26 protein-coding genes and 1 other RNA gene are annotated in these 26,524 nt (G+C 51.6%); 12 read left to right on the top strand and 15 right to left on the bottom strand.

Annotated features, from left to right (window positions below; all coding sequences use genetic code 11):
• From mzrA to B9P82_RS18485, 8 genes are all read left to right on the top strand, one after another.
• The gene (gene mzrA, locus B9P82_RS18520) at positions 1–369 is read left to right on the top strand and encodes an EnvZ/OmpR regulon moderator MzrA (RefSeq protein WP_029139667.1); all 369 of its coding nucleotides are present in this window, start codon (positions 1–3) and stop codon (positions 367–369) included.
• Positions 370–516: 147 nt separating this feature from the next.
• The gene (locus B9P82_RS18515) at positions 517–885 is read left to right on the top strand and encodes a DUF1090 domain-containing protein (RefSeq protein ID WP_016154619.1); all 369 of its coding nucleotides are present in this window, start codon (positions 517–519) and stop codon (positions 883–885) included.
• 33 nt (positions 886–918) lie between these two features.
• Positions 919–1,224: an ElaB/YgaM/YqjD family protein gene (locus tag B9P82_RS18510; protein WP_003024832.1), complete on the top strand. Its 306-nt coding sequence runs from the start codon at positions 919–921 to the stop codon at positions 1,222–1,224.
• A 2-nt stretch (positions 1,225–1,226) separates the two neighbouring features.
• Complete coding sequence (locus B9P82_RS18505; RefSeq protein ID WP_016157537.1) at positions 1,227–1,622, top strand: phage holin family protein; 396 nt, start codon at positions 1,227–1,229, stop codon at positions 1,620–1,622.
• Positions 1,622–1,921, top strand: a complete 300-nt coding sequence (locus B9P82_RS18500) for a YqjK-like family protein (RefSeq protein WP_101700727.1) — start codon at positions 1,622–1,624, stop codon at positions 1,919–1,921. Before B9P82_RS18505 ends, B9P82_RS18500 begins: the two co-directional genes overlap by 1 nt.
• Before the next feature lie 174 nt (positions 1,922–2,095).
• A complete protein-coding gene (locus B9P82_RS18495; RefSeq protein ID WP_003024847.1) occupies positions 2,096–2,488 on the top strand; it encodes a DoxX family protein in 393 nt (130 codons plus the stop codon).
• A 72-nt stretch (positions 2,489–2,560) separates the two neighbouring features.
• Positions 2,561–3,547, top strand: a complete 987-nt coding sequence (gene yqjG / locus B9P82_RS18490) for a glutathionyl-hydroquinone reductase YqjG (RefSeq protein WP_016154622.1) — start codon at positions 2,561–2,563, stop codon at positions 3,545–3,547.
• 124 nt (positions 3,548–3,671) lie between these two features.
• Positions 3,672–4,037, top strand: coding sequence for a DUF805 domain-containing protein (locus tag B9P82_RS18485; RefSeq protein ID WP_016154623.1), 366 nt, complete (start codon positions 3,672–3,674; stop codon positions 4,035–4,037).
• Between the two features lie 64 nt (positions 4,038–4,101).
• Here B9P82_RS18485 and yhaJ read toward each other — a convergent pair whose 3' ends face one another.
• Complete coding sequence (gene yhaJ, locus B9P82_RS18480) at positions 4,102–4,998, bottom strand: DNA-binding transcriptional regulator YhaJ (protein WP_016154624.1); 897 nt, start codon at positions 4,996–4,998, stop codon at positions 4,102–4,104.
• Between the two features lie 104 nt (positions 4,999–5,102).
• Between yhaJ and B9P82_RS18475 the strand changes: the two genes are divergently transcribed.
• On the top strand, positions 5,103–5,804 hold the full coding sequence (locus B9P82_RS18475) for a pirin family protein (RefSeq protein ID WP_101700726.1): 702 nt from the start codon (positions 5,103–5,105) through the stop codon (positions 5,802–5,804).
• A gap of 26 nt (positions 5,805–5,830) precedes the next feature.
• Complete coding sequence (locus B9P82_RS18470; RefSeq protein ID WP_016157540.1) at positions 5,831–5,980, top strand: hypothetical protein; 150 nt, start codon at positions 5,831–5,833, stop codon at positions 5,978–5,980.
• A 53-nt stretch (positions 5,981–6,033) separates the two neighbouring features.
• On the opposite strand, the gene B9P82_RS18465 is transcribed toward B9P82_RS18470, so the two are convergent.
• From B9P82_RS18465 to garP, 14 genes are all read right to left on the bottom strand, one after another.
• The gene (locus tag B9P82_RS18465; protein ID WP_016154627.1) at positions 6,034–7,344 is read right to left on the bottom strand and encodes an L-cysteine desulfidase family protein; all 1,311 of its coding nucleotides are present in this window, start codon (positions 7,342–7,344) and stop codon (positions 6,034–6,036) included.
• A gap of 24 nt (positions 7,345–7,368) precedes the next feature.
• Positions 7,369–8,700 carry an SLC5/6 family protein gene (locus tag B9P82_RS18460; protein ID WP_016157542.1) on the bottom strand — a complete coding sequence of 444 codons (1,332 nt, stop codon included), beginning with the start codon at positions 8,698–8,700 and terminating at the stop codon, positions 7,369–7,371.
• 325 nt (positions 8,701–9,025) lie between these two features.
• On the bottom strand, positions 9,026–10,390 hold the full coding sequence (gene tdcG / locus B9P82_RS18455; RefSeq protein ID WP_047358951.1) for an L-serine ammonia-lyase: 1,365 nt from the start codon (positions 10,388–10,390) through the stop codon (positions 9,026–9,028).
• Between the two features lie 87 nt (positions 10,391–10,477).
• A complete protein-coding gene (locus tag B9P82_RS18450; RefSeq protein WP_016157544.1) occupies positions 10,478–10,873 on the bottom strand; it encodes an enamine/imine deaminase in 396 nt (131 codons plus the stop codon).
• 13 nt (positions 10,874–10,886) lie between these two features.
• A complete protein-coding gene (pflB, locus tag B9P82_RS18445) occupies positions 10,887–13,181 on the bottom strand; it encodes a formate C-acetyltransferase (RefSeq protein WP_016154631.1) in 2,295 nt (764 codons plus the stop codon).
• A 28-nt stretch (positions 13,182–13,209) separates the two neighbouring features.
• On the bottom strand, positions 13,210–14,418 hold the full coding sequence (gene tdcD, locus B9P82_RS18440; RefSeq protein ID WP_016154632.1) for a propionate kinase: 1,209 nt from the start codon (positions 14,416–14,418) through the stop codon (positions 13,210–13,212).
• Between the two features lie 31 nt (positions 14,419–14,449).
• Entirely contained in the window at positions 14,450–15,781 is a 1,332-nt protein-coding gene (tdcC, locus tag B9P82_RS18435) for a threonine/serine transporter TdcC (protein WP_016154633.1), read from the bottom strand.
• 22 nt (positions 15,782–15,803) lie between these two features.
• On the bottom strand, positions 15,804–16,793 hold the full coding sequence (gene tdcB / locus B9P82_RS18430) for a bifunctional threonine ammonia-lyase/L-serine ammonia-lyase TdcB (RefSeq protein ID WP_003828594.1): 990 nt from the start codon (positions 16,791–16,793) through the stop codon (positions 15,804–15,806).
• 98 nt (positions 16,794–16,891) lie between these two features.
• A complete protein-coding gene (gene tdcA / locus B9P82_RS18425) occupies positions 16,892–17,830 on the bottom strand; it encodes a transcriptional regulator TdcA (protein WP_003828596.1) in 939 nt (312 codons plus the stop codon).
• A gap of 1,002 nt (positions 17,831–18,832) precedes the next feature.
• Positions 18,833–19,209, bottom strand: an RNA gene (gene rnpB / locus B9P82_RS18420) — RNase P RNA component class A.
• A gap of 32 nt (positions 19,210–19,241) precedes the next feature.
• Entirely contained in the window at positions 19,242–20,387 is a 1,146-nt protein-coding gene (garK, locus tag B9P82_RS18415) for a glycerate 2-kinase (protein WP_047358544.1), read from the bottom strand.
• A 65-nt stretch (positions 20,388–20,452) separates the two neighbouring features.
• Positions 20,453–21,343: a 2-hydroxy-3-oxopropionate reductase gene (gene garR, locus B9P82_RS18410; protein ID WP_016154635.1), complete on the bottom strand. Its 891-nt coding sequence runs from the start codon at positions 21,341–21,343 to the stop codon at positions 20,453–20,455.
• Between the two features lie 30 nt (positions 21,344–21,373).
• Positions 21,374–22,144, bottom strand: coding sequence for a 2-dehydro-3-deoxyglucarate aldolase (gene garL / locus B9P82_RS18405; protein ID WP_005131731.1), 771 nt, complete (start codon positions 22,142–22,144; stop codon positions 21,374–21,376).
• Positions 22,145–22,159: 15 nt separating this feature from the next.
• Complete coding sequence (gene garP / locus B9P82_RS18400) at positions 22,160–23,494, bottom strand: galactarate/glucarate/glycerate transporter GarP (RefSeq protein ID WP_003024898.1); 1,335 nt, start codon at positions 23,492–23,494, stop codon at positions 22,160–22,162.
• A gap of 403 nt (positions 23,495–23,897) precedes the next feature.
• Here garP and garD point away from each other — a divergent pair, with 403 nt between their 5' ends.
• The gene (gene garD / locus B9P82_RS18390) at positions 23,898–25,469 is read left to right on the top strand and encodes a galactarate dehydratase (protein WP_016154637.1); all 1,572 of its coding nucleotides are present in this window, start codon (positions 23,898–23,900) and stop codon (positions 25,467–25,469) included.
• A gap of 178 nt (positions 25,470–25,647) precedes the next feature.
• On the top strand, positions 25,648–26,502 hold the full coding sequence (locus B9P82_RS18385; RefSeq protein WP_047358513.1) for a tagatose bisphosphate family class II aldolase: 855 nt from the start codon (positions 25,648–25,650) through the stop codon (positions 26,500–26,502).
• Positions 26,503–26,524 lie beyond the last annotated feature (22 nt).

The raw sequence follows: 26,524 nt of genomic DNA, 5'->3' as shown, positions 1-26,524 counted from the left end.
ATAACACTCCGACGACTGGCCTGGACGACTACTTTTATGCTGTTTATCGGCGCGCTGCTCCTGACCTGGTCGGTCATCCGCCAGCAGGAGTCAACGCTTGCCATTCGTGCTGTAAACCAGGGAGCCACCATGCCTGATGGCTTCTCTATCTGGCATCACCTGGACGCCAACGGCATTCGCTTTAAAAGCATTACTCCGCAAAATGACGCGCTGCTGATCACCTTTGATTCCAGCGCGCAAAGCGCAGCCGCAAAGGTCGTGCTGGACCGAACGTTACCGCACGGTTTCGTTATTGCTCAGCAGGATGATGATAATCAGGCGGTACAGTGGTTATCCCGCTTACGTGATACCCCGCACCGTTTTGGTTAATCTCCAGGAATCTGAATTAGATCACTCACTTTGGTGATTTCATCATTTAGCGCCTATGATTAATAAACTGGGTTTATGACCCATTGCTTTATTATTCTGGAGCATCGGCCAAAGCCACAAGGTCGAATCACAATGGAAGGTTCAAGAATGAAATACCGCATCGCTTTAGCAATTAGTCTTTTCGCTCTCAGTGCCGGCAGTTACGCCTCCACCCTCTGTCAGGAAAAAGAACAGGATATTCAGCGGGAGATAAGCTATGCCGAAAAGCACAACAATCAAAACCGCATCAATGGTCTGAACAAAGCGCTGAGCGAAGTTCGGGCAAATTGTACTGACAGCAAACTGCGCGCCGACCATCAGAAAAAAATCGCCGAGCAGAAAAATGAGATAGCCGAGCGTCAACGTGATTTGGCCGAGGCGAAGCAAAAAGGCGATGCGGATAAGATAGCCAAGCGCGAACATAAGCTTGCGGAAGCTCAGCAAGAGCTGAAAGAACTCGAGACACGCGATTACTAAGTACGGTAACTAGCCACTCAACTGGAGAAAACTATGTCGAAAGATAATGCTACGGAAAACCTGCGCGCTGAGCTGAAATCTCTTGCGGATACGCTTGAAGAAGTACTTAGCTCCTCTGGCGATAAGTCGAAGGAAGAGATGAGTAAAATTCGCAGTAAAGCCGAACATGCGTTACGCGAGAGCCGCCATCGTCTGAGCGAAACCAGCGATGTGATTGCCAAACAGACCCGTGAGGCCGCGGCAAAAGCCGATAACTACGTACGCGAAAACCCATGGACAGGCGTCGGCATTGGCGCTGCAGTCGGTGTGGTACTTGGTGTACTGCTGTCGCGCCGTTAATAATGGCAGACTCTCAACACGCACAAGGTCCAGGCAAAGGCGTACTGGGTATTGGACAGCGGATCCTGACGATTCTCGTTGAGATCGTAGAGACGCGGCTGCGGCTGGCCGTCGTTGAGCTGGAAGAGGAAAAAGCCAATCTCATCCAGATCCTGCTGATGCTTGGGCTGACCATGCTGTTCGCGGCGTTTGGTCTGATGAGTCTGATGGTGCTTATCATCTGGGCCATAGACCCGCAGTATCGCCTGAACGCCATGATTGCCACCACCGTTGTGCTGTTGCTTTTAGCGCTTATCGGCGGGCTATGGACGCTGAGTAAAGCGCGTAAAACAACGCTGCTACGCCATACGCGCAATGAACTCGCTAACGACAGGCAGGCCCTGGAGGATGATGCATAATGAGCAGTAAAGTCGAACGTCAACAACGTAAGGCGCAACTGCTTGGACAGATCCAGCAGCAAAGGCTGGATCTGTCTGCCACTCGCCGCGACTGGCTGGAAGCCACCGAAGTTTACGATCGTGGCTGGAAGACGCTGCTGAACCTGCGTAGCTGGGTGTTGGTCGGAAGCAGTATTATGGCGGTTCGCACCATTCGTAACCCGAATCTGCTGGTACGCTGGGCTAAACGCGGCTTTAGCGTGTGGAGCATCTGGCGTCTGGTTAAATCGACCATCAGACAACAGCAACTGCGCGGCTAATCACCTCTCCTGCCCCTAACCTCAAATTTTTTGAAAATTTCTGACAGTTTTCCTTGCTAACAATTGTCATTAGCCGCGTTTATGATTCTCTCCATCGACAGCAACGACGCACTCTGCGACGTCGTTGCACAAAAAAACACAATAAGCCGCCTGGGTGGTTTCCTGGAGAGTATGATGAAGAAATTAGAAGATGTTGGTGTACTGGTAGCACGCATTCTGATGCCAATCCTGTTTATTACCGCAGGTTGGGGAAAAATCACCGGATATGCGGGTACCCAACAGTACATGGAAGCCATGGGCGTCCCAGGATTTATGTTACCGCTGGTTATCCTGCTTGAGTTTGGCGGCGGTCTGGCCATCCTGTTTGGTTTCCTGACCCGTACTACTGCGCTGTTCACCGCGGGCTTCACGCTGCTGACGGCGTTCCTCTTCCACAGCAACTTTGCGGAAGGTGTGAACTCTCTGATGTTTATGAAAAACCTGACCATCGCAGGCGGCTTCCTGCTGCTGGCTATCACCGGTCCGGGCGCATTCAGCATCGACCGTGTACTGAATAAAAAATGGTAAGCGAGCTATACTAAACGCATCAAAAAGCGAGGAGACATCTCCTCGCTTTTGCTATCTGAGGAGGCGAAAATCATGGGACAACTCATTGACGGCGTATGGCATGACACCTGGTATGACACCAAATCAACCGGGGGAAAATTTCAACGCTCTGCATCAGCTTTCCGTAACTGGCTCACTGCGGATGGCGCACCCGGTCCAACGGGCGAAGGGGGTTTCGCCGCCGAAAAAGACCGCTATCATCTCTACGTTTCTCTGGCCTGTCCGTGGGCGCATCGCACGCTGATCTTGCGTAAACTCAAAGGGCTGGAACCGTTTATTTCCGTTTCCGTTGTGCATCCGCTGATGCTGGAAAACGGCTGGACCTTTGACGATAACTTCCCGGCGGCAACCGGCGATACCCTGTATCAGCACGAATTTCTTTATCAACTCTATTTACACGCCGATCCGCACTACAGCGGTCGGGTGACCGTTCCGGTGCTGTGGGACAAAAAGAACCACACCATTGTCAGCAACGAATCTGCAGATATCATCCGTATGTTTAACACTGCGTTTGATGCGCTGGGCGCGAAAGCCGGGGATTACTATCCACCCGCTCTGCAAACTAAAATCGACGAGCTCAACGGCTGGATTTATGACAACGTCAATAACGGCGTGTATAAAGCCGGATTTGCCACCAGTCAGGAAGCCTACGACGACGCCGTAGAAAAAGTCTTTCAATCTCTGGCGCGACTGGAGCAGATCCTTGGGCAACATCGCTACCTGACCGGGGACCAGTTAACAGAGGCCGATATTCGCCTGTGGACTACGCTGGTGCGCTTTGATCCTGTGTATGTGACGCACTTCAAGTGCGACAAACACCGGATTAGCGACTATCTGAACCTGTACGGTTTCCTGCGCGATATCTACCAGATGCCAGGCATTGCGGAGACCGTTAATTTCGATCACATCCGCAATCACTACTTCCGTAGCCACAAAACCATTAACCCGACCGGCATTATTTCTGTCGGACCGTGGCAGGACCTCAACGAACCCCACGGGCGTGATGACCGTTTTGCCTGATTTACACGGGTCCCCTTTGGGGGCCAAATAATTAATACAGCAAATATTTACCAGTATTCCATTCACGGCTATTCTTATTTTGATTGCTTTAAAAACAAGTAATTGAATACAGAACGAGGCAAAAATGGATTGGTATTTAAACGTATTAAAGAACTACTTTGGTTTTGGGGGCCGCGCGCGTCGTAAAGAATACTGGATGTTTGTGCTGGTCAACATCATCTTTACGTTCGTGCTGGGCATTCTGGACAGAATGCTTGGCTGGGAACGCGCCGGAGGGGAAGGCATATTAACGACGATTTATGGGGTTCTGGTCTTTATCCCGTGGTGGGCGGTGCAGTTCCGGCGTTTACATGACACCGACCGCTCGGCCTGGTGGCTACTGGTGCTGCTGATCCCGATCGTAGGCTGGTTGGTAATCATCATTTTCAACTGTCAAAATGGGACTCAGGGGAGCAACCGCTTCGGCGCTGACCCGAAACAACTGTCCTGATGTAATACACCATCTTGTCGGCCGGATAAGGTGCATTTGCACCGCATCCGGCGTAACAGCCCTGCTATTTACCCGCAAACAGCTTGGGAATTTCCCGCAAACACCAGGATTTCGCTTCGCCCATGCTGTCTCGACGCCAGGCCATAATAATATCAATTTCGCTTGTCGATTCCGGGCTAACCACACGCAACCGACCCGCCGCAATGTCCTCTTCCACCAGCGGGTATGGCATCGTCGCCACGCCAAGGCCGGCCAACAGCGCCTGGCGTTTATCTTCTATCGAACTCACCGTCAGACGCGGCTGTTTATCCAGCAGTTGAACCGTCAGCACCGGGCGTTCGCGGGCCGTGTCCGCCACCGCGATTCCGCGGTACTTCACGCGGGTGACTTCCGATAACGGTTCCGGCTCCTGATGAATTGGATGATCCGGGGCCGCCACATATACGTTCATCAGCGAGTACAGCTTGCGCGAGTTGATTTCCGAAGATGAGCGAAAATGCATATCCGGCGCAATCACGATATCCGCCCGCCCCTGCTCCAGACGCTCCCACGCCCCGGCCAGAACTTCGGTAATAACGGAAAGCTGGGTATTGGCCTTCCCGGCAAGTCTGTCGATCAGCGGGAAAAACGCCGCCGTCGGCACCAGCGCTTCGGTGACGATGGTCAGATGCGTTTCCCAACCGCGAGCCAGCGCTTCGGCATCGGTGGTCAGCTTATCCGCAGCTTCCAACAGTACACGCCCACGTTCCAGCAGCATACGCCCGACGTTGGTGAATTTTGTGCGATGACCTGAACGGTCGAACAGCACGACGTCCAGCTCTTCCTCCAGCTTCTGCATGGTATAGCTGAGCGCGGAAGGAACGCGCCCCAGTTCGTCCGCCGCGGCGGCAAAGCTGCCACGCCGGTCTATTGCGTCCATGACGCGTAACGCCTCAAGCGTTAAAGCCCTTTCTTTGGCCATCTCGTTCTCATTCAGGAAATTTGAACATACCGGGCAGAATATCTGGCTAACAATGCAGCGTCTAGCCATTTAACATAAAAGGAAGTAAAGAGAGGTCAAGAACTATGATTACTACCCGTACAGCCAAACAATGCGGGCAAGCAGACTACGGCTGGCTGCAGGCCCGTTATACCTTCTCCTTTGGACACTATTTTGATCCTAAACTGCTGGGTTATGCCTCGCTGCGTGTTCTGAACCAGGAAGTTCTGGCACCGGGAGCCTCTTTCCAGGCACGTACCTATCCGAAGGTAGATATCGTCAATCTGATCCTCGAAGGGGAAGCGGAGTATCGCGACAGTGAAGGTAACCATATCCAGGCCAAGGCAGGAGAAGTTTTACTGCTCGCCACACAGCCGGGAATTAGCTACAGCGAACACAATATCAGCAAAGATAAACCGTTAACCCGAATGCAGCTCTGGCTGGATGCCTGCCCGCAGCGCGAAAACGCCTGCGTACAGAAAGCCACGCTGAATGCCGGTAAGCATCAGTTGCTCGCCTCGCCGGATGGAGAACAAGGCAGCCTGCATCTGCGTCAACAGGTATGGGTGCACCACGTTGAACTGCAACAAGGTGAATCGCTGAGTTTTCAGTTACATGGGCCGCGGGCTTACTTACAGTCGATCCACGGCAGATTCCATGCGGTGACATCTGGCGCCGAAAAGGAAGCGCTCACCTGCGGCGATGGCGCATTTATTCGTGACGAAACTAACATAACGTTAGTCGCCGATACCGCGCTGCGCGCTTTGCTGATAGATTTGCCCGTATAGTCAGGGAAAACAATGGAGTACGACTATTGAGCAAGAAATCATCAAAAAAACGCCAGCCGCAGGTTGAGCCGAAAAAACAGGATACTGTGACCTTCGGCTATGAAGAAATGCTGACAGAGCTGGAAGCGATTGTGGCGGATGCCGAGCTACGTCTGGAAGACGAAGAAGCCGCCTGAAAAGGCGGCTTAGAGTTATGCCGGGGGCGATTCCGCCTTACCCGGCCTGCAGATTAATGTGCCTTACTGGCCATGATCTCAATGATCTGCTTGTCGGTTTCCTGCATCGAGCGACATGCCAGCGCACACAGGTTCGTGATCGATTGCTCCACGTTGTGCGCCACAATCCCTTCATTGCCGGTCACTGCGGTGTCATCCAGCGCCATCAGCACCGCTTTCCACGCCGCAGATGCGCTGGTTGAAACTTTCATCGCGCAGCTGTTTGAGGCACCATCGCAAATCATTCCGCTCACGTCGCCAATCATGCTGCTGATTGCCATCGCGATGGTGTTGTAGCGACCATCAACAATCCACGCCATCCCCGCCGCGGCGCCCATCGCCGCCGTGGTTGCCGCACACAGTGCAGACAAACGCGGAAGCTGATGATGGATGTAGATAGCGCTCAGGTGAGACAACATCAGCGCACGCGCCAGTTTCTCTTCATCCGCACCAAAGTGCTCAGCCACCACCATTACCGGAACGGTCGCGGTAATCCCCTGATTACCGGAGCCCGAGTTGCTCATTGCCGGAAGCGTCGCCCCGCCCATTCGCGCATCCGATGCCGCACTGGTGCGGATCAGAATAGAGGTGGAGAGATCGTTCGCCAGCAGGCCACGCGCGCACTGCTTCTCAAGCGTGGTTCCGATGTGCAAGCCCCAGTTACCGCGCAGCCCTTCCTGGGAAAGCGCACCGTTCAGTTTTGCCGCATCGAGAATAAAGCGGATTGACTCAAACGGTACCGCGTTCACGAACGCCAGAATCTCTTCCAGCGACGTGTGGGACAATACCGCCAACGGTGACTCCTGCTCCTCTTCCTGAGCGTTCTGTTCTGTCGTGAACACCACGCCCTTATTGGTCTCAATGTGCACAATGTTGGTATGACCACCAACAATCGTCACGCACGCCCATCCCTCAGCGCTATAAACCTTCGCACGGGAGAAGAGAATGTCCTCGCATGGCTCCTGCAGCATCACCGCGACCTTCCCGGCGGTAAGCATCGCTTTCGCATCGGCAATCGCTTGAGGCGAGGCGTCTTTCAGTACCTCTAAACCGGCGTGGGCATTTCCCCCCAGCGCACCCAGTGCCGCCGCGACAGGCAGCCCAACCATTCCGGTACCCGGCACGGTAACGCCCATGCCGTTTTTCATCAGGTTCGGTGAGACCCACGCATCAATGCGTTCAACCGCGCCGTCCAGCTCAGAGGAGGCGACCGCTGCCGCCAGAGCCAGAGAGATAGGTTCCGTGCAGCCCAGCGCAGGCTTAACTTCTTCCTGCACCGCGCGGATAAAACTATCCCATAATGGATTCAATGTAGTCTCAAACATAACAACAACCTTTGCTCAGATATCTCAGGAAAATGCCAGGAACGGAGAAACGCACAGCAGCAGGCCCGTGACAATAATCAGATACAGGGAAGCGCCTTTGTATTTGTGCAGTGCAGGAACTTTGTAGACCAACCAGGCCGGGATCAGACATCCCACCATGCCGAAGATAGGGCTACAAATAGAAGTGAAGCTCAGTACCGGCGCATTGAGCACAATGGCTCCCCACGCCAGCAGGATAGCGAAAACCATAATGCCGCGCTGAACCAGGGTCTCATTGATTTTCTCGGCTGGCATTTTGCGGCGCAGCACGTTCATCACGATCCCTTGAGTGGCTTCACGGAACCCTAAGTAAACGCCGAAGAAAGCGGTCATTACGGCAAAGATGTTCAGAATAACGCTGACGATTTTCACCCAGCCAGCACCCGCGCCGCTGATAAACTGCGCGGCAATCGCCAGAGCGGAAATGTTCTGCTCATAAGCTTTAACCGCTTCGTCATGGCCCATCGCCAGCGTGAAGGAAACGGCGTAGAAAAAGACGGTCACAAACAGAATACCGAACGCAATATTCATGGCTCGCAGGGCTTTATGGCGTGCCACTTCAATGGATTTATTGCGAGAACGATAGGAGATAACCATCGGGCTTAAGGTCTGAATAAACAGAATCGAGGTCAGGGTAAACGGCAGCGTGATAATCGCGTTTTTGATCAGCAGCGCCATCGGCGGCAGTGAACCTACGTTATATAAATGCCACATCCCAACCATCGACACGCCAAGCGCCGCCACCACCAGCAGCTTGGTCAGTACCATACCGGTGGAGATTTTAAACAGCAGTTTTTCCCCGCGGGACGAGATAGCCACCAGGATGCAAATCAGCACCAGGCCATAGAACGGGCTGTCGGACAGTAACCCTTCAGTAACACCAAAAGTATGCAGGTAGGAGGCGCTATCGTTGGTGATGGCGGTGGAATAGACGAACATCCAGATAACCAGCATCACAAAATACAACGCACCTAACAGGATGCCCCAGTTCTTACCCAGATAGCCGCTGATCACGCTCGGGTAGTCTTTACACTCAGGGGACTCAGCCAGCGTATTAATAAACAGACGCTGGAACAGATACATGGCTGGATAGCCAATGATAGAGGAGAGCAAAAACACCCACAGCCCCATCAAACCCACCTGGACGGGAAGAAAAACAATCCCCGCACCAATTGCCATACCGATACTCATAATGACCCAGCCGGTGTCCATGCTGTCGAATTTAATGGCTTCACGCCATTCACTTTCGGTCATTCCCGCCCGACGTGCCGGAGCAGATGCGTCGAGTATTACGCTGTTATTCGTTGCCGTTTCCATAATTTTCCGCTCAATGTGTAGGTAGAGGTTTTTATATTTTTTTCGTACTGCCTCAATGCGATACGCAGTACTACGGTGCAGGTGAGCTATTGGAGTAATGAGGAAATCATACGCGCAGGATCAGAGAAAAACTTCACAAACAAACCCCTGTAATTTCTAAAAGTTAAGAAATATTTTCTCTTTTATTTCAATATAAAGAATTGAATTTCTATATTTGAAGCAGATCACAACAAAAAAGGCGCACTAACGTGCACCTTTTTTATCATGCCATATTGAATAATTTATTGCTGGATAGCGCTGCGCTTACCAGGCACGGCTTTTCACCTCAGGTACAAACCACTTTAATTGCCAGCCCACCGCGTGAGGTTTCACGGTATTTGTCGTTCATATCTTTGCCCGTTTCATACATGGTCTCGATCACTTTATCGAGCGAAACGCGTGGTTCTGACGTTCGACGTAGCGCCATGCGCGCGGCGTTGACGGCTTTTACTGCGTTGATCGCATTACGTTCAATGCACGGTATTTGCACCTGTCCGGCTACCGGATCGCAGGTCAGCCCCAGGTTATGCTCCATGGCGATTTCCGCTGCAATGCAGACCTGCGACGGGCTACCGCCCAGCAGTTCTGTCAGCCCGGCAGCCGCCATTGAACAGGCTACGCCAATCTCACCCTGGCAGCCCACCTCAGCACCAGAAATAGAGGCGTTCATCTTATACAGCGCGCCTATCGCCCCCGCGGCCAGCAAATAGCGGGCAATGGAGTTCGCATTCACCGGACGGCGGAACTTGTCGTAATAGGCCAATACGGCGGGAATAATCCCACATGCACCGTTGGTCGGCGCCGTCACAACCCGGCACCCGGCGGCGTTTTCTTCGCTCACGGCCAGCGCGAACATGTTGATCCAGTCAATAACGTTCATCGGGTCGCTGGACAGATTATCGCTGGAAACCAGCAACCGACGTAACGCCACGGCGCGACGCGGAACGTTAAGCGGCCCCGGCAGGACGCCTTCGGTGTTCATGCCGCGCTCAATCCCGGCGTGCATGACGTCCCAAATGGCGGCAAAGCCAGCATCGATTTCCTCTTTGCTGCGCATCGCCAGCTCGTTTTGCATCATCAAGCCGGAAACAGACAGCCCATTGCGCTCGCACAGTTTCAGCAGTTCGCTGGCGGAATGAAAATTGTAGGGCACGTGTGCTTCAACATCATGCACCTGCCCAAATTGCTCCTCTTCAATGATAAAACCACCGCCGACGGAGTAATAAGTTTTGCTTAATAGCCTCTCGGTGCCGTTCCACGCGGTGATACGCATGCCATTTTCATGGCGTGGCAGGGTTTCGGTATGAAAGAGAATATTTTCATCTGGAGAGAAATCGACAACATGCGTGCCCTCAGCAACCGGCAAACGTCCGGTACGGGCCACTTCCTGAGTAAAACCAGCGATTGAGTCTATATTAACGTTTTGCGGACTGTTACCGGCCAGCCCCATCATGATCGCGACATCTGTCGCATGACCTTTCCCGGTCAGGGAAAGCGATCCGTAAAGATCGACCACAATATGCGTGGTTCTGCGGAGTTCTCCGCTGCTGACCAACAAATCGATAAAGCTTTTACCTGCGTTCATTGGCCCCACGGTATGGGAGCTGGAAGGTCCAATGCCAATCTTGAAAATATCGAATGCGCTAATCATATCCACACCCTCGGATTGCCGTTCAGTGAAGACCAGGTTTCACACTCATTAAGGATTGGGGCGATCCTGAGATCGCCCCGCAAGGGATTACAGCGTGTCGCCACGTACGGCGATGGCTTCAATCTCCAGCTTCACATCCTTTGGTAAGCGGGCGACCTGTACGCAACTGCGCGTGGGGTAGATAGCCTGATGCTCATCAAAGAACTGCTGGTACACCTGGTTAATGGTGGCGAAGTCGTTCAGGTCGGATACGAAAACGGTAGTCTTCACGATATCGCTCACTTTCAAACCTGCGGACTCGACGATCGCTTTCACGTTTTCCAGGCTTTGACGTGCCTGATCGGCCACGTTTTCTGCCACTTCACCGGTCTGTGGACACACCGGGATTTGACCTGACGTCAACACCATGCTGCCCAGATCCACGCCCTGTACGTAAGGCCCAATCGCCCCTGGCGCACATTCGGTTGCAATAACTTTTCTCATAATCCCTCCGGCGTCAGAGCGCCTGGGTGAAAGTGCGTGAAATAACATCCTGCTGCTGTTCACGGGTCAACGCGTTGAAGCGCACCGCATAGCCAGACACGCGGATCGTCAGGTTTGGATAGTTTTCCGGGTGCTCAATAGCATCCATCAACATTTCACGGTTCATAACGTTAACGTTCAGATGCTGCCCACCTTCCACATGCGCTTCATGGTGGAAGTAACCGTCCAGCAGACCAACCAGGTTGGTTTTACGCACCCCATCTTCTTTGCCCAGTGCAGCCGGCACAATGGAGAAGGTGTACGAGATGCCGTCTTTGGCATAGGTAAACGGCAGTTTGGCCACCGAGGTTAACGACGCAACCGCGCCTTTACGATCGCGACCGTGCATCGGGTTAGCCCCTGGTGCAAACGGCGTACCTGCGCGACGTCCGTCCGGCGTGTTACCGGTTTTCTGTCCGTACACCACGTTGGAGGTGATGGTCAGGATGGACTGCGTCGGCACCGCATTACGGTAGGTTGGCAACACCTTAATTTTCTTCATGAAGCGTTCAACCAGGTCGCAGGCAATGCTGTCTACTCGCTCGTCGTTGTTGCCGTATTGCGGATAGTCGCCTTCGATTTCGAAATCGACAGCCAGACCGTTTTCATCACGAATCGGTTTCACGCGGGCGTATTTGATAGCCGACAGAGAATCCGCCGCCACGGACAGACCCGCCATACCACAAGCCATCGTGCGATAGACATCACGATCGTGCAGCGCCATCAGCGAAGCTTCATAGCTGTACTTGTCGTGCATATAGTGGATGATGTTCAGCGCGCTGATGTACTGCACGGCCAGCCAGTCCATAAAGTGGTCCAGGCTCTCCATCACCGTATCGTAATCCAGCACGTCATCCATCAGCGGTGCCGTTTTCGGCCCAACCTGAATTTTCAGCTTCTCATCCACGCCGCCGTTGATTGCGTACAGCAACGTTTTGGCGAGGTTGGCACGCGCACCGAAGAACTGCATTTGTTTGCCGATAACCATCGGGCTTACGCAGCAGGCAATGGCATAGTCATCGCTGTCAAAGTCGGCACGCATCAAATCGTCGTTTTCATACTGCAAAGACGAGGTGATGATAGACACCTGGGCGGCGTACTTTTTGAAGGCAATCGGCAGCGCTTCAGACCACAGCACCGTCAGGTTCGGCTCAGGCGCCGGTCCCATGGTGTGCAGCGTATGCAGGTAGCGGAACGAGTTTTTCGTTACCAGCGTGCGGCCATCCAGCCCCATGCCGCCGATAACTTCAGTCGCCCAGATAGGGTCGCCTGAGAACAGGGTGTCGAATTCCGGCGTACGCAGGAAGCGCACCATACGGATCTTCATAATGAAGTGGTCGATCAGCTCCTGCGCCTGCTGCTCGTTTAAAATTCCCGCTTTGAAATCGCGCTCAATGTAGATGTCGAGGAACGATGCGGTACGGCCCAGCGACATTGCGCCGCCGTTCTGAGATTTCACCGCAGCCAGGTAAGCAAAGTAAACCCACTGCACCGCTTCCTGCGCATTACGCGCCGGGCGGGAGATATCGCAGCCGTACTTCGCTGCCATTTCCTGCATCTGCAGCAGGGCGCGACGGTGCTCAGACAGCTCTTCGCGCAGGCGAATCGTGGCTTCAAGATTCTGGCCCCACTCCAGGTTCGACTGGAGATCGGCAAACTGCAGTTCACGCTCGCGTACCAGGTAGCGGATACCGTACAGCGCGACGCGGCGATAGTCGCCGATGATACGACCACGGCCATAGCCGTCCGGCAGACCGGTCAGCACGCCGGATTTACGGCAGCGCAGCATATCCGGAGAGTAGGCGTCGAATACGCCCTGGTTATGGGTTTTACGCAGTTCAGTAAACTGGTATTCAAAATCAGCATCCATCTCACGACCATAAGCATCAAAAGAGCTTTTGATCATGTTGATGCCGCCAAACGGATGCAGAGCACGCTTGAGCGGCTTATCCGTTTGCAGACCAACGATTTTTTCCAGTTCTTGTTCAATATAACCCGCATCATGTGCGGTTATCGTGGTGGCAATATTGGTATCGAAATCAACCGGCGCGTGCGTCGAGTTTTCAATACGGATGCCCGCCATGACTTTTTCCCACAATGCAGTGGTCGCTGGCGTTGCTTCGGCGAGGAAAGATTCATCCCCTTCATAAGGCGTATAGTTGTGCTGAATAAAATCACGGACATTAATTTCCTCTTTCCAGTCCGTACCTTTAAAGCCATTCCAGGCTTCGGCATACAGCATATCGCTGGTATCGATATTTACCTTCATGAAAAATAATCTCTCTGCTGAAAATTAATTATGCAAATTCTACTGGTATATTAATTTTGCCTAACGCAATGGCATCACGCGCAATCATTTTCTCTTCATTTGTGGGAATAACCGCACAAATAACACGAGCATCTTTATTAGAGATAATTCTTTCGCCATGGGAATTTGGCAGGCTATTCATCTCGCTGTCGATATTCACCCCTAAAACGGCGAGATGTTCAATAACCAGACGACGAATTAATACCGAGTTCTCACCTATTCCACCGGTGAAAATAATCCCATCAAGACGATGCAGCGAAGCGGCATGTCCGGCGATATGGCGCGCGATACGATGCACAAACGTTTTAATCGCCAGCTGCGCACGCTCATGTCCCTCGTGCCAGGCTTTTTCTAACGTACGTAAGTCAGAGGACAAACCGGAAATACCCAGTAAACCGGACTCTTTATTCACAACACGCTCAAGGTCGCTCAGCGTCTGGTTGGTTTCGCTGGCAATCCACGCCATGGCGCCGAAATCGACGTCACCGCTGCGTGTGCCCATCATCAACCCTTCCAACGGCGTCATGCCCATTGAGGTATCAACGCTCTGCCCGTTACGCACCGCGCAGATTGACGCGCCGTTCCCCAGGTGAGCCACAACCAGACCGGAGTCATCACTCTGCAGCTCAAGAAGCTCATGCGCTCGCTGAGATACATAGCGGTGCGACGTGCCGTGGAAGCCATAACGACGAACGCCTAACTCCTCAAAATATTTCCACGGTAGACCGTAAAGATAGGCCTCTGGGGCCATCGTCTGGTGGAAGCTGGTATCAAATACCGCAACCTGCTGCACGCCTGGGAAAAGGTGCTGTGCGGATTCAATCCCACTGAGGTTCGCATAATTATGTAACGGTGCTAAAGGCGATACCCGGCGAATATTATCGATAACGTCGTCAGTAATAATTGCTGATTCGGTAAAGATATTTCCACCGTGGGCAATGCGGTGGCCAATTAAGGCCACGCTGTCCATTAAATTACGTTTTTCCAGTTCAACGGCGATTGCTTTTAATGCGTCTTCGTAGCTGTGGTGAGCCAGCTTAGCTGGCTCTCCTCCATTAATTGCTATGAACGCATTTTCAGAGTTAATACCGTCCGCGATTCCCGCCATTAAAACTTCACAGTTCGCTGCATCCAGCACTGAGAATTTAATGGAAGACGAACCACAGTTAATAACCAGTACTACCGGAAACTCATTCATTTCACTACTCCGCTCATCCTGAGCTTAAGGATTAAAACAGTTTGTAGACAATGTTCAGGATAGTCAGCAGACCAATCACGGTAACAAACACGTTATCCAGACGGCCACGGTATTTCGCCAGTGACGGCGCTTTACGGATGGCATACATCGGCAGCAGGCAGAGCAGAGAGGCAATAATCGGCGCGCCCATTGCTTCAATCAGGTCCAGGATGTTCGGGTTGGCGTAAGCCACAACCCAGGTTGAGCCCATGATGAAGATCATGCTGATGGTATTAAGTTTGCCAGCGGAAACCTTAGTTTTATCGCCTTTGTAACCAAACTTCAGCACCAGACCGTTCAGACCTTCCAGCGTGCCCAGGTAGTGGCCGAAGAAAGATTTGAAGATAGCAACCAGTGCGATGATTGAAGCGCCGTACTCCAGAACGGTCGCGAAGGTGGACTTCGAACCGGACAGTGAAGCGAAGTGGTTCGCCAGGTAAGACAGTACTGGAATGTTCTGCGCTTTCGCATCCGCCATGTTTGCCGGAGAGAGCGTGAACAGGCAGCTAAAGGCAAAGAACATCACCACGGCAACCATCAGCATACTGGCGCGGGAGATGATTTTTGAACATTTCTGCTCGGTAAATTCGCGACCGTAATCTTTCTCATACTCTTCACGTTTAGAGACCACGAAGGAAGAAACGATTGGTGAGAAGTTGAAAGAGAACACCATGATGGAAATACCCAGCCACACGGTAACCAGGATGCCGTCATGGCCAGTCAGAGCGATATTGCTGAGATCAACCTGATCGATAACCGCAGAGTTCCAGTAAGGAATCAGAGACAGAGAGATCAGCACCAGGCTGGCAATAAACGGCCATACCAGGTAGCTCATTACTTTAACCATCAGATCCTTACCAAACCAGATGACGAATGCCATCAGCAGCAGCAGGAACAGTGCCACGAAGCCACGGTTTAACGCTGGCATCTGCAACTGGTTTTCCCAAAAGGTCATAAAGGTGTTGGTAATGGTGACGCCATAAATCCACAGCAGCGGACAAATCGCAAAGAAGTAGAGGAACGTGATAACCACGCCGCCCGTTTTACCAAAGTGCTCTTCAACCGTTTCTGTGATGTTACCGGAAGGGTTAGAACCGGAAAGACACAGGCGTGCCAGCGCACGGTGGCAATAGAAGGCGATGGGGTATGCTAACACCAGCATTATCAGAATGGGGATCAGTCCGCCAAAACCTGCGCGGATAGGGAAGAACAGCACCCCGGCGCCGATGGCTGTACCAAATAAACCCAGTGTCCAGGTGGTGTCCGATTTGCGCCAGGACGACTGTTTTGTCTGGCTGGATACAATGCTATCAGTAGTACTCATATCCTATCCTCAACGAAGTATATTAAGCGTCAACTAAACCAGTAATTTGAGATACACGAGAAAGGTCGATATTACCGCCAGAAATAATGCTGACTGTTTTTCTGTTCTGGATATAGCTATCTAATTTCCCGCTTAATAATGCTGCGCAAGCCAGCGCGCCGGCACCTTCAGTCACAACTTTATTTCGCTGAATTAATGCCACCATGCTGTTGCGAATTTCATCTTCGCTGACCAGGACAATGTCATCCACCAACTCACGAACAATTTCATACGTTAAAGTACCCGGGCGGGAAACGTCACAACCATCCGCCAGGGTGCCGGTCGTTCGGTGCGTGGTTATTTCTCCAGCGTGGAAAGAAGCCGCCATGCCATGAACATTTTCAGACTGTACGCCAATAATTTTAATAGTCGGGTTAATAGATTTAATTGCCACCGCAATACCAGCAATCAGTCCGCCACCGCCAATTGGCACAATCACGTTATCGACATCGTACAGATCTTCCAGAATTTCCAGACCAATAGTCCCCTGACCAGCAATCACTTTCGGGTCATCATATGGTGGAATAAAGATACGGCCTTCAGTTTCCACAATCTCGCTAACCTTAGCGATGGTGTCGTTGAAGTTGTCGCCGTGCAGCACAACCTCTGCGGAATAATCGCAGGTTGCAGCAACTTTAGACTTCGGCGCGCCTTTCGGCATGACCACTTTGCCGTCGATTCCGAGCATGGCGCAGGAGAGAGAAACCCCTTGCGCATGGTTACCTGCAGAGCAAGCCACCACGCCCTTACATCTTTCAGCTTCGGTTAATGAACTGAGCTTGTTAAACGCACCACGGATTTTAAATGAACCGGTACGCTGCATATTTTCAAACTTGAGGAAAATTTCCCCTTTGCAACGTTCACTAAAATAGTTAGAGCGAGGCATTCCCGTTTTATAAATTTTCCCCGCCAGTCTTTTTTTCGCTTCGAGGATATCTTCAATTGCAACTGGGAGATCGTATGTAATGTGCATTAGAACCTCTTACTAGGGTATTAAAGTAAATAGATAGCCGTGACCATTGTCAGAAATAGACAGATGGCGTTGATTTCGTGTTAAAACAAATTCAATCTTTAATCAATTTCAATTAATTGCCTTCGTCTCCGACAATTATATGATGAATACTCTTTGGCTAATTCCACCAAAATAGATGCTGCTTTTTTAATTCGATAATTTTTCGACCATACGGCGGCATAACGCGCGACGGGTAAGGTTTCTTCTACCGGGATAGTAATAAACTGGTTTGAGCCAAATGGTGTGGTCATATCGCAGGGAATTACTGTTAAGAAATCAGCATTGAGAACAAGATTATAAATCGTAACGACGGAGTCTGTTTTAACGATGTTTTCACTGCTGATGCCATTATTTTGTAACGTGGTTAGAAGTTCACTGTAGTACCCCATATTCGTTTGTGGCAACACCCACTGTTCGTTTTTCAACGCGCTCAGCGAGGTGATGCCGGTGCATGTTCGGGACTTGCTGGCAACCAGGATGAAGTCTGACTCAAAGAGCGGTTCAACATGCAGATCGTGCAGTTTCATCTCATCACTCAGCGTACCGATCGCGAAGTCCAGACGCCCGTCACGAATCGCAGGTAAGAACGAGGAGAGCTGAGCTTCATACATGGAAACCTGCGCTTTCGGGAACACTTCTTTGAATTTTTTAATCATGCCGGACATGATGGTGAAGGCAATCAGTGAAGGAAAGCCAAACGACACATCAACGACCGCATTGCTCGTCATGCTGTTCATCTCATCAACCATGTTCTTCATTTCACGGGTAATAGATTCAGACCATGAGAGCATAACCTGACCTGCCTGAGTTAATGTCACACCAGTATTTTTGCGTACGACTAACTCAATACCGAAATAAGCTTCTACATCATTAATGATTTTGCTGACAGCCGGTTGAGTTAAACCTAATTCTTTTGCAGCTGAGCCGATAGAACCGCTTCTAATGACTTCCTGAAAGACCACTAAGTGCTGTGTTTTAGGGAGTGTAATAGTATTCATATCGACCTGCGCTAATTACTTTGTTGACGGCAGGAAGTGTACCAAATTAAGCGAACGAGGATATGTGCTACCACTCACAAATCCCCTTGACTTACATTTTGTAAGACTATTATTTAAATTGAAATCACTTAATAATCATATAGATATGAAATATCGATCTCACTTTATCCTGACTTTAATCAAAAAAAGATGGGGGGATAACGATTTTTTATGGCTATAACAACACCATTTCTCCTGCTATTTCTTAAAACCACGAAAGGCTATATTTCAATCAATTACAGAGTAATTACCAGGCAAAACAGCGCTTAAATTTAATAAGCAACTTATCAAATATAATTATATTTTATCGTTTATAGTGGTCAAATAACGTTATGCATCACGTTTTTTAGCCTTATTTGTTTGTAAAGAAACATTGCATTTATTAATATTTAAACCAAAACACACAAAGAACCATCAAATGCAACATTGCATTAACAGTAGTTTTGTACGATTTATCAGCCAGTAATTTTGTGATGGCGATCGATTGCGTTCGATTATTCTCGATAAAAACGTATCGCGCAGCGTTTTGTGCTAGTCATCACAAAAAATGAAATATCCCGCGAGACATTCCCTTAGATAAAAGAAGTTCAGCGCGTAAATAAAGGTAAAATAACGATGAGATGAATGGGAAATAAAGGCCTGATTCGTGGTGAACCAACTACAACACGACAGGAAAAACGTCTGCCGGATGGCAGTGTAAACGTCTTACCCGGTCTATAAAGCCAAAAACCTCGCCGAGGCGGGGGTTTTATAAAGAGTGAAGTTGACCGATAAGGCGCATTCTTTTGAGCATAGCGTCGTGGACAGTCATTCATCTCACTTGCCTACAAAGCAAAAACCTCGCCGAAGCGGGGTTTTTATAAAGAGGTGAAGCTGACCGATAAGCCGCGTTCTTTTGAGTATAGCGTCGTGGACAGTCTGCCTACAAAGCAAAAACCCCGCCGAAGCGGGGTTTTTATAAAGAGGTGAAGCTGACCGATAAGCCGGGTTCTGTCGTGGACAGTCATTCATCTAGGCCAGCAATCGCTCACTGGCTCAAGCAGCCTACCCGGGTTCAGTACGGGCCGTACCTTGTGAACCCCTATTTGGCCTTGCTCCGGGTGGAGTTTACCGTGCCACGGACTGTTACCAGCCGCGCGGTGCGCTCTTACCGCACCCTTTCACCCTTACCTGATCCCACTTGCGTGGGCCATCGGCGGTTTGCTCTCTGTTGCACTGGTCGTGGGTTTCCCCCCCAGGCGTTACCTGGCACCCTGCCCTATGGAGCCCGGACTTTCCTCCCCTCCGCCCGTCTCCCCCGAAGAGGACGACGACGAAGCGGCGACTGTCTGGTCAGCTTCGGCGCGCAGTATAGAGGGTTTGCGGGGCATTGTCACCCCGCACTGCGCATTCCTATCGCCAACGTGGCGGCGATGTTTCTTGAAGCGCGATAAATATTATCAAATGCCCCACGAAAGGCCTCTTCCAGCGTGCTGATGGTGGTTAATACGCTAAACACCGCATCGATACCATATTGATGCACCACCTCCACATCGCGCGTCAGGCTGCCGCCAATACCAATTACCGGCTTGTGGTACTTCTTCGCGACATTCGCCACCCCCACCGGCACTTTGCCGTGAATGCTCTGGCTGTCAATCCGCCCTTCTCCGGTCACCACCAGCGTACAGTCATGAATATGCTCTTCCAGATTGAGCGCCTGGGTCACAATCTCAATACCACTGCGCAACTCCGCACCTAAAAAAGCCATTAACGCGGCGCCCATTCCGCCTGCCGCACCAGAGCCAGGAACGTCTTTCACATCAACCCGCAGCGATTTTTTAATGATGTCGGCATAGTGAGACAGATTGCGGTCCAGTTCGATAATGCGTTCTTCCGTCGCCCCTTTCTGCGGGCCAAAAATGCGCGAAGCGCCAGTATCGCCGGTAAGTGGATTGGTCACATCGCAGGCCACGCGAATTGAGCAGGTTTTTAAGCGCGGATCCAGGCCCGTTATATCGATGGTGTTCAGACTCTCCAGGCTTCCACCACCGTTGCCAATCTCTGTCCCGTTGGCGTCGCAGAGTTTCGCCCCCAGCGCCTGCACCATACCCGCGCCGCCGTCGTTGGTCGCACTGCCGCCAATACCAATAATGATGCTCTGCGCACCGCTATCCAGCGCCTGCAAAATCAACTCCCCGGTGCCGCGCGACGTGGTGACTAACGGGTTACGCTTTTCAGGAGGAACTAACGCCAGACCGCTGGCTGCCGCCATTTCGATAAACGCGGTTTTACCATCTCCAGACATGCCCCAGCAGGCATTCACTTTTTCGCCCAGCGGCCCTGTCACCCACGCCGAATGTTCACTCCCCTGCGTAGCGGCAATCATGGCTTCGACCGTTCCTTCACCGCCATCGGCAACCGGGACAGAAACATATTGCGCATCGGGGAAAATTTCCCGAAATCCTTTTTCTATTGCCTGAGCTACCTCGGTGGCAGAAAGGCTTTCTTTATAAGAGTCTGGGGCAATTACGATTTTCATAGTTATGTAGCCTGACAGTGCCGCGCAAGGCAAGAAATACAGGGCGCGCATCCGCGCCCTTCTTGTTAGCGAGTGACTTCCACTTTCGCCAGTTTTTCGTAGTAGCATGCGAGTGCGCTATGATCGGCGGTGCCCAGCCCATCAGCGCGTAGCGCCTGCATCATCTCCATGACTGCAGCAGTCAGCGGTAACTGAGCGCCAACGCCATGAGAGGTATCCAGCGCGTTCGCCAGATCTTTAATATGCAGGTCGATACGGAAACCCGGCTTAAAGTTTCTGTCCATAACCATTGGCGCTTTCGCATCCAGTACGGTGCTTCCCGCCAGCCCACCACGGATCGCCTGATACACCAGATCCGGGTTTACGCCCGCTTTGGTCGCCAGCGTCAGCGCTTCCGACATCGCCGCAATGTTCAGCGCCACAATCACCTGATTCGCCAGCTTGGTGACGTTACCCGCGCCGATGTCACCGGTATGTACCACGGAACCTGCCATCGCTTTCATCAGATCATAATATTTGTCAAAAATCGCTTTATCACCGCCAACCATCACCGACAGAGTACCGTCGATGGCTTTCGGTTCGCCGCCGCTTACCGGCGCGTCCAGCATATCCACGCCTTTCGCTTTCAGCGCGTCGCTGATTTCACGGCTGGCTAACGGCGCGATGGAGCTCATGTCGATCAGCACTGTCCCCGGTTTCGCCCCTTCAATAATGCCGCCCTCTCCCAGCGCCACTTCTTTCACATGCGGAGAATTCGGCAGCATGGTGATGATCACATCGCACTGCTCGGCAATATCTTTCGCCGTGGCGGCGGTTTCTGCGCCTGCGGCAATCACTTCCGCAATGGATTCCGGGTTACGGTCAGCAACCACCAGCGAGTAACCTGCCTTGAGGAGGTTTTTACTCATTGGTTTACCCATAATACCGAGGCCAATAAAACCAACTTTCATTGTCATGTCTTTATCTCTCTCTACTGTCGAGGGGGGTTATTTCTTAAAAGAATCAGCCAATTTTTGCGTGGCTGAACGGAACACGCCAAGATCGCTGCCAACGGCAACAAACGTCGCGCCCCACTCCAGATAACGACGCGCATCCGCCTCTACCGGGGCCAGAATGCCGCTTGGTTTGCCGTGTGCTTTCGCGCGGGCAAAAATGTGCTGGATAGCTTTCTGCACATCAGGGTGTGACGCATTGCCGAGGTGGCCTAACGCCGCAGCCAGATCGCTTGGGCCGACGAAGACCCCGTCGACGCCTTCTGTCGCCGCGATTGCGTCAACGTTATCGACGCCCTGCTGACTTTCGATCTGCACGATGATGGTGATGTTCTTATTCGACTGCGCAAAGTAGTCCGGTACGGTGCCAAACATATTGGCGCGATGGGATACGGACACGCCGCGAATACCTTCCGGCGGATAGCGGGTCGACGCCACGGCGTTCACCGCCTCTTCTTCCGTCTCCACGAACGGGATCAGGAAATTGTAAAATCCGATATCCAGCAGGCGTTTGATAATTACCGGCTCGTTGGTCGGTACGCGCACTACCGGCGCGCTGGCGCTGCCTTTCAGCGCCATCAATTGCGGGATAAACGTCGATATGTCGTTCGGCGCGTGTTCGCCGTCCAGCACCAGCCAGTCAAAACCCGCCAGGCCTAAAACTTCGGTACTGATTGGGCTGGCTAATGCAGACCAGCAGCCAATCTGAATCTGTTGCGCCGCGAGAGCCGCTTTAAACTTATTCGGAAAAATCGTGTTATTCATCGCTTACACCTTTGTTTATTTCTGCAATTCCATACGTTTAATGTCACCGACAATAAACAGGTAGCAAACCATTGCCATCAGCGCCGAGCACCCTACAAACATCAGCGCAGCATTAAATGAGTGCAGCTCGCTCACCAGATACCCAATCACCAGCGGGGTGACGATGGAAGCCACATTGCCAAATACGTTAAATACCCCACCGCACAGACCGACAATCTCTTTCGGCGCAGTATCGGAAATCACCGGCCATCCCAGCGCCCCGAAGCCTTTACCGAAGAACGCCAGCGCCATCAGCGCCACCACCAGGGTGGTGTTATCGGTGTAGTTACACAGAATAATGGTCGAGGCGAGCAGCATTCCGAGCACAATCGGCAGCTTACGTGCCAGAGTGATGCTGAAGCCACGTTTAATCAGATAATCAGAGAACACGCCGCCGAGTACGCCACCGGCAAATCCGCACAGCGCAGGAATCGAAGCCACCAGGCCCACTTTCAGGATCGACATGCCTTTTTCCTGTACCAGGTAAATCGGGAACCAGGTGAGGAAAAACCAGGTAATTGTGTTGATAAAATACTGTCCGAAGAACACGCCGAGCATCATACGGTTAGTGAGCAACTGCTTGATATAATGCAGTTTAGGACCGCCTGACTTCACATCACCCGGCTTTTTATGGTCCATATCCACGACCGCGCCGTTTTCAGAGATAAACTTCAGCTCTTCTTGCGACATACGCGGGTGATCGGTTGGGTTATGAATAAACTTTACCCACAGTCCGGTGAGCACAAAACCAATCACGCCCATCACGGTAAAGACGTGTTCCCAGCCCCAGGCGAAGGTCAGCCAGCCCAGCAGCGGCGAAAACAGCGCCAGAGAGAAATACTGTGCGGAATTAAAAATTGCGGACGCCGTACCGCGCTCTTTCGTCGGGAACCAGGCCGCCACGATACGGGCATTCGCCGGGAAGGACGGCGCTTCCGAGAAGCCCAGCATAAAGCGCATGATGAACATTGAAATACCCGCCCAGGCCAGCGGGAACATGTCTACAAAGCCCTGCAGGAAGGTAAACAGCGACCAGAAGAACAGGCTGTAGGTGTAGACTTTCTTAGAACCGAACTTATCCAGCAGCCAGCCGCCGGGGATTTGCATTAACAGGTAAGCCCAGCCGAAAGCGGAGAAAATGTACCCCATTGAGATGGCACTGAGCTGTAACTCTTTCGCCACTTCCGTGCCGGCAATTGACAGCGTTGCACGGTCCGCATAGTTAACGGCTGTAACGATAAATATTATCAGCAATATTAAGTAACGGGTGTGCGTGCCTTTCTTTTTCTCGACAACTGTATCCAGAATCATTCTAATTACCTCGGGTACATTAAATTTTTATTATTATTGGGTAGATATTCCTGGTGATAAATTACTGATAATAAGAATGCATAATAATTTATCAGACGCTATGAAACCGTGATTTAGTATAATCAGCAGCGCCACGTTAATCATTGTGCAAGCGCTCATTAAACATGCGTTATTAAAATAATGTTTTGGGCATATGCACACATACATGGGCGCTAATGCACACATTTACGTATTGCTACCCCTGGTGGGGCGGCCTTGCTGAGTTTAAGTGATCATCATCACATTCTTGGCGATAAACTCCTGACATTCTTATTTCACGATACCGAATCTTTATTACTTATAATTAGATTCAAAATATAAATATCCACACTATTATCACCACCTTGTTGGAGAATACTGGACAATGGCCGACATCGAAATCAGACAAGAATCGCCAACGGCGTTTTATATTAAAGTTCACGAAACAGATAATGTGGCGATAATTGTCAATGACAATGGTCTGAAAGCTGGGACGCGTTTTCCAGACGGACTGGAACTCATTGAACATATTCCCCAGGGACATAAAGTGGCGCTCTTGGATATTCCTGTTCGCGGCGAAATCGTGCGTTATGGCGAAGTGATAGGCTATGCCGTTCGCGATATCCCACGCGGCAGTTGGATTGATGAATCAATGGTTGAGCTACCCAAGGCCCCGCCGCTGGAGACGCTGCCGCTGGCAACCAAAGTGCCAGAGCCGCTGCCGCCTCTTGAGGGTTACACCTTCGAAGGTTATCGCAATGCGGACGGTAGTGTCGGCACCAAGAATCTGCTCGGTATTTCCACCAGCGTGCACTGCGTGGCGGGCGTGGTGGATTATGTGGTGAAAATCATTGAGCGCGATCTGCTGCCCAAATACCCGAACGTTGACGGCGTGGTCGGACTCAATCACCTGTACGGCTGCGGCGTGGCGATTAATGCCCCAGCCGCCATCGTGCCGATTCGTACCATTCACAATATTGCGCTAAACCCGAACTTTGGCGGTGAAGTGATGGTCATTGGACTCGGCTGCGAAAAACTGCAGCCAGAGCGCCTGCTGGAAGGCACGCACGACGTGAAAAGTATTCCGGTCGACAGCGCCAGCATCGTCAGCCTGCAGGATGAAAAACACGTTGGCTTTCAATCGATGGTTGCCGATATTTTGCAGGTGGCCGAACGCCATCTGGCAAAACTCAATCAACGCCAGCGTGAAACCTGCCCGGCGTCAGAACTGGTGGTCGGCATGCAGTGCGGCGGCAGCGATGCGTTTTCAGGCGTGACGGCCAACCCGGCGGTCGGTTATGCCTCCGACCTGTTAGTACGCTGCGGCGCCACCGTAATGTTCTCTGAGGTTACCGAAGTGCGCGATGCCATCCATCTTCTGACCCCACGTGCGATTAACGAAGAAGTAGGTAAACGCCTGCTTGAAGAGATGGCCTGGTACGATAACTACCTTGATATGGGCAAAACGGATCGCAGCGCCAACCCTTCTCCTGGCAACAAGAAAGGCGGTCTGGCAAACGTGGTGGAAAAAGCGCTGGGTTCTATTGCCAAGTCTGGCAAGAGCGCGATTGTCGAAGTCTTGTCGCCGGGCCAACGCCCAACCAAACGCGGCCTGATTTACGCGGCTACACCCGCCAGTGATTTTGTCTGCGGTACGCAGCAGGTCGCTTCCGGGATCACCGTGCAGGTGTTCACCACCGGTCGCGGTACGCCGTACGGCCTGATGGCCGTGCCGGTGATAAAAATGGCGACCCGTACCGAGCTGGCCAACCGTTGGTTTGACCTGATGGACATCAACGCAGGCACCATCGCCACCGGGGAAGAAACCATTGAAGACGTGGGTCTGAAACTGTTCGAGTTTATTCTCGACGTCGCCAGTGGGCGTAAGAAAACCTTCTCGGATCAATGGGGACTGCATAACCAGCTGGCGGTGTTTAACCCGGCGCCAGTGACCTGATTATCCACGTTTTTTCTTCATGAGCATGCCTTCGGGCATGCTTTTTTTTTTGCCATATACTTTCGCAACCCTCCCTTTTCTTTCGAAACTTTCATTTATCAGATCGAAATCACAAAAAAACGTTACGAAACCCTATACTTTATTTCGAAGAAAGCAATCGAAAGACTTCGGAGGAAGTATGTTTATCATCTCAAGCAAAATGATGCTGAAGAAGGCACAGCGAGAAGGCTATGCCGTACCGGCGTTTAACATTCACAACCTGGAGACCTTACAGGTTGTCGTGGAAACAGCAGCCGAACTACGCTCTCCGTTGATCGTCGCCGGCACGCCTGGCACTTTTAGCTATGCCGGTGTCGGTAATATCGTTGCAATCGCCAGTGAACTGGCAAGATGCTGGAACCATCCTCTCGCCATCCATCTCGATCACCATGAAAGCGCCACCGATATTGAAGAGAAAGTCGCTACAGGTATTCGCTCCGTCATGATCGATGGTTCCCATCTGCCGTTTGTCGACAACATTGCGTTAGTTAAACACGTAACGGATTACTGCCACCGCTATGACGTTAGCGTTGAAGCTGAGCTCGGACGGTTGGGTGGACAAGAAGATGACCTAATCGTGGACGGAAAAGATGCGCTTTATACCCACCCAGAACAGGCTCGGGAGTTCGTGGAAAAAACCGGTATCGACTCACTGGCGGTCGCGATTGGCACAGCTCATGGACTGTATAGCACTGAACCTAAACTGGATTTTGAACGGCTAACAGAAATTCGTCAGTCCGTTGATATTCCACTGGTTCTACATGGCGCATCCGGCCTGCCAGCACATGATATTAAGCGTGCCATCTCTTTAGGGATCTGCAAAGTCAACGTCGCTACCGAACTCAAAATCGCCTTTTCTGGCGCACTCAAAACCTATCTGAGTACAAATACCAATGCGAATGACCCACGGCATTACATGATGCCAGCAAAAGCCGCCATGAAAGAAGTGGTACGTAAAGTCATTGCCGACTGCGGTTGCGAAGGAAAACTATAAGTAACTGATTAATATGAATTGT

This window comes from Citrobacter sp. L55, from assembly GCF_002850715.1.
Lineage (GTDB): Bacteria > Pseudomonadota > Gammaproteobacteria > Enterobacterales > Enterobacteriaceae > Citrobacter > Citrobacter braakii.
This window is presented reverse-complemented; position numbering and strand designations above follow the sequence as displayed.

Excerpts from the sequence above, each read along its gene's own strand:
- garD (WP_016154637.1), top strand. The coding sequence starts at position 23,898 with ATGGCCGACATCGAAATCAGACAAGAATCGCCAACGGCGTTTTATATT.
- garL (WP_005131731.1), bottom strand. The coding sequence starts at position 22,144 with ATGAATAACACGATTTTTCCGAATAAGTTTAAAGCGGCTCTCGCGGCG.
- B9P82_RS18450 (WP_016157544.1), bottom strand. The coding sequence starts at position 10,873 with ATGAGAAAAGTTATTGCAACCGAATGTGCGCCAGGGGCGATTGGGCCT.
- yqjG (WP_016154622.1), top strand. The coding sequence starts at position 2,561 with ATGGGACAACTCATTGACGGCGTATGGCATGACACCTGGTATGACACC.
- B9P82_RS18500 (WP_101700727.1), top strand. The coding sequence starts at position 1,622 with ATGAGCAGTAAAGTCGAACGTCAACAACGTAAGGCGCAACTGCTTGGA.
- garP (WP_003024898.1), bottom strand. The coding sequence starts at position 23,494 with ATGATTCTGGATACAGTTGTCGAGAAAAAGAAAGGCACGCACACCCGT.
- pflB (WP_016154631.1), bottom strand. The coding sequence starts at position 13,181 with ATGAAGGTAAATATCGATACCAGCGATATGCTGTATGCCGAAGCCTGG.
- B9P82_RS18460 (WP_016157542.1), bottom strand. The coding sequence starts at position 8,700 with ATGGAAACGGCAACGAATAACAGCGTAATACTCGACGCATCTGCTCCG.
- garK (WP_047358544.1), bottom strand. The coding sequence starts at position 20,387 with ATGAAAATCGTAATTGCCCCAGACTCTTATAAAGAAAGCCTTTCTGCC.
- B9P82_RS18510 (WP_003024832.1), top strand. The coding sequence starts at position 919 with ATGTCGAAAGATAATGCTACGGAAAACCTGCGCGCTGAGCTGAAATCT.
- tdcG (WP_047358951.1), bottom strand. The coding sequence starts at position 10,390 with ATGATTAGCGCATTCGATATTTTCAAGATTGGCATTGGACCTTCCAGC.
- tdcB (WP_003828594.1), bottom strand. The coding sequence starts at position 16,793 with ATGCACATTACATACGATCTCCCAGTTGCAATTGAAGATATCCTCGAA.
- tdcD (WP_016154632.1), bottom strand. The coding sequence starts at position 14,418 with ATGAATGAGTTTCCGGTAGTACTGGTTATTAACTGTGGTTCGTCTTCC.
- garR (WP_016154635.1), bottom strand. The coding sequence starts at position 21,343 with ATGACAATGAAAGTTGGTTTTATTGGCCTCGGTATTATGGGTAAACCA.
- B9P82_RS18385 (WP_047358513.1), top strand. The coding sequence starts at position 25,648 with ATGTTTATCATCTCAAGCAAAATGATGCTGAAGAAGGCACAGCGAGAA.
- B9P82_RS18475 (WP_101700726.1), top strand. The coding sequence starts at position 5,103 with ATGATTACTACCCGTACAGCCAAACAATGCGGGCAAGCAGACTACGGC.
- tdcA (WP_003828596.1), bottom strand. The coding sequence starts at position 17,830 with ATGAATACTATTACACTCCCTAAAACACAGCACTTAGTGGTCTTTCAG.
- B9P82_RS18505 (WP_016157537.1), top strand. The coding sequence starts at position 1,227 with ATGGCAGACTCTCAACACGCACAAGGTCCAGGCAAAGGCGTACTGGGT.
- B9P82_RS18515 (WP_016154619.1), top strand. The coding sequence starts at position 517 with ATGAAATACCGCATCGCTTTAGCAATTAGTCTTTTCGCTCTCAGTGCC.
- tdcC (WP_016154633.1), bottom strand. The coding sequence starts at position 15,781 with ATGAGTACTACTGATAGCATTGTATCCAGCCAGACAAAACAGTCGTCC.
- B9P82_RS18465 (WP_016154627.1), bottom strand. The coding sequence starts at position 7,344 with ATGTTTGAGACTACATTGAATCCATTATGGGATAGTTTTATCCGCGCG.
- yhaJ (WP_016154624.1), bottom strand. The coding sequence starts at position 4,998 with ATGGCCAAAGAAAGGGCTTTAACGCTTGAGGCGTTACGCGTCATGGAC.
- B9P82_RS18485 (WP_016154623.1), top strand. The coding sequence starts at position 3,672 with ATGGATTGGTATTTAAACGTATTAAAGAACTACTTTGGTTTTGGGGGC.
- B9P82_RS18495 (WP_003024847.1), top strand. The coding sequence starts at position 2,096 with ATGAAGAAATTAGAAGATGTTGGTGTACTGGTAGCACGCATTCTGATG.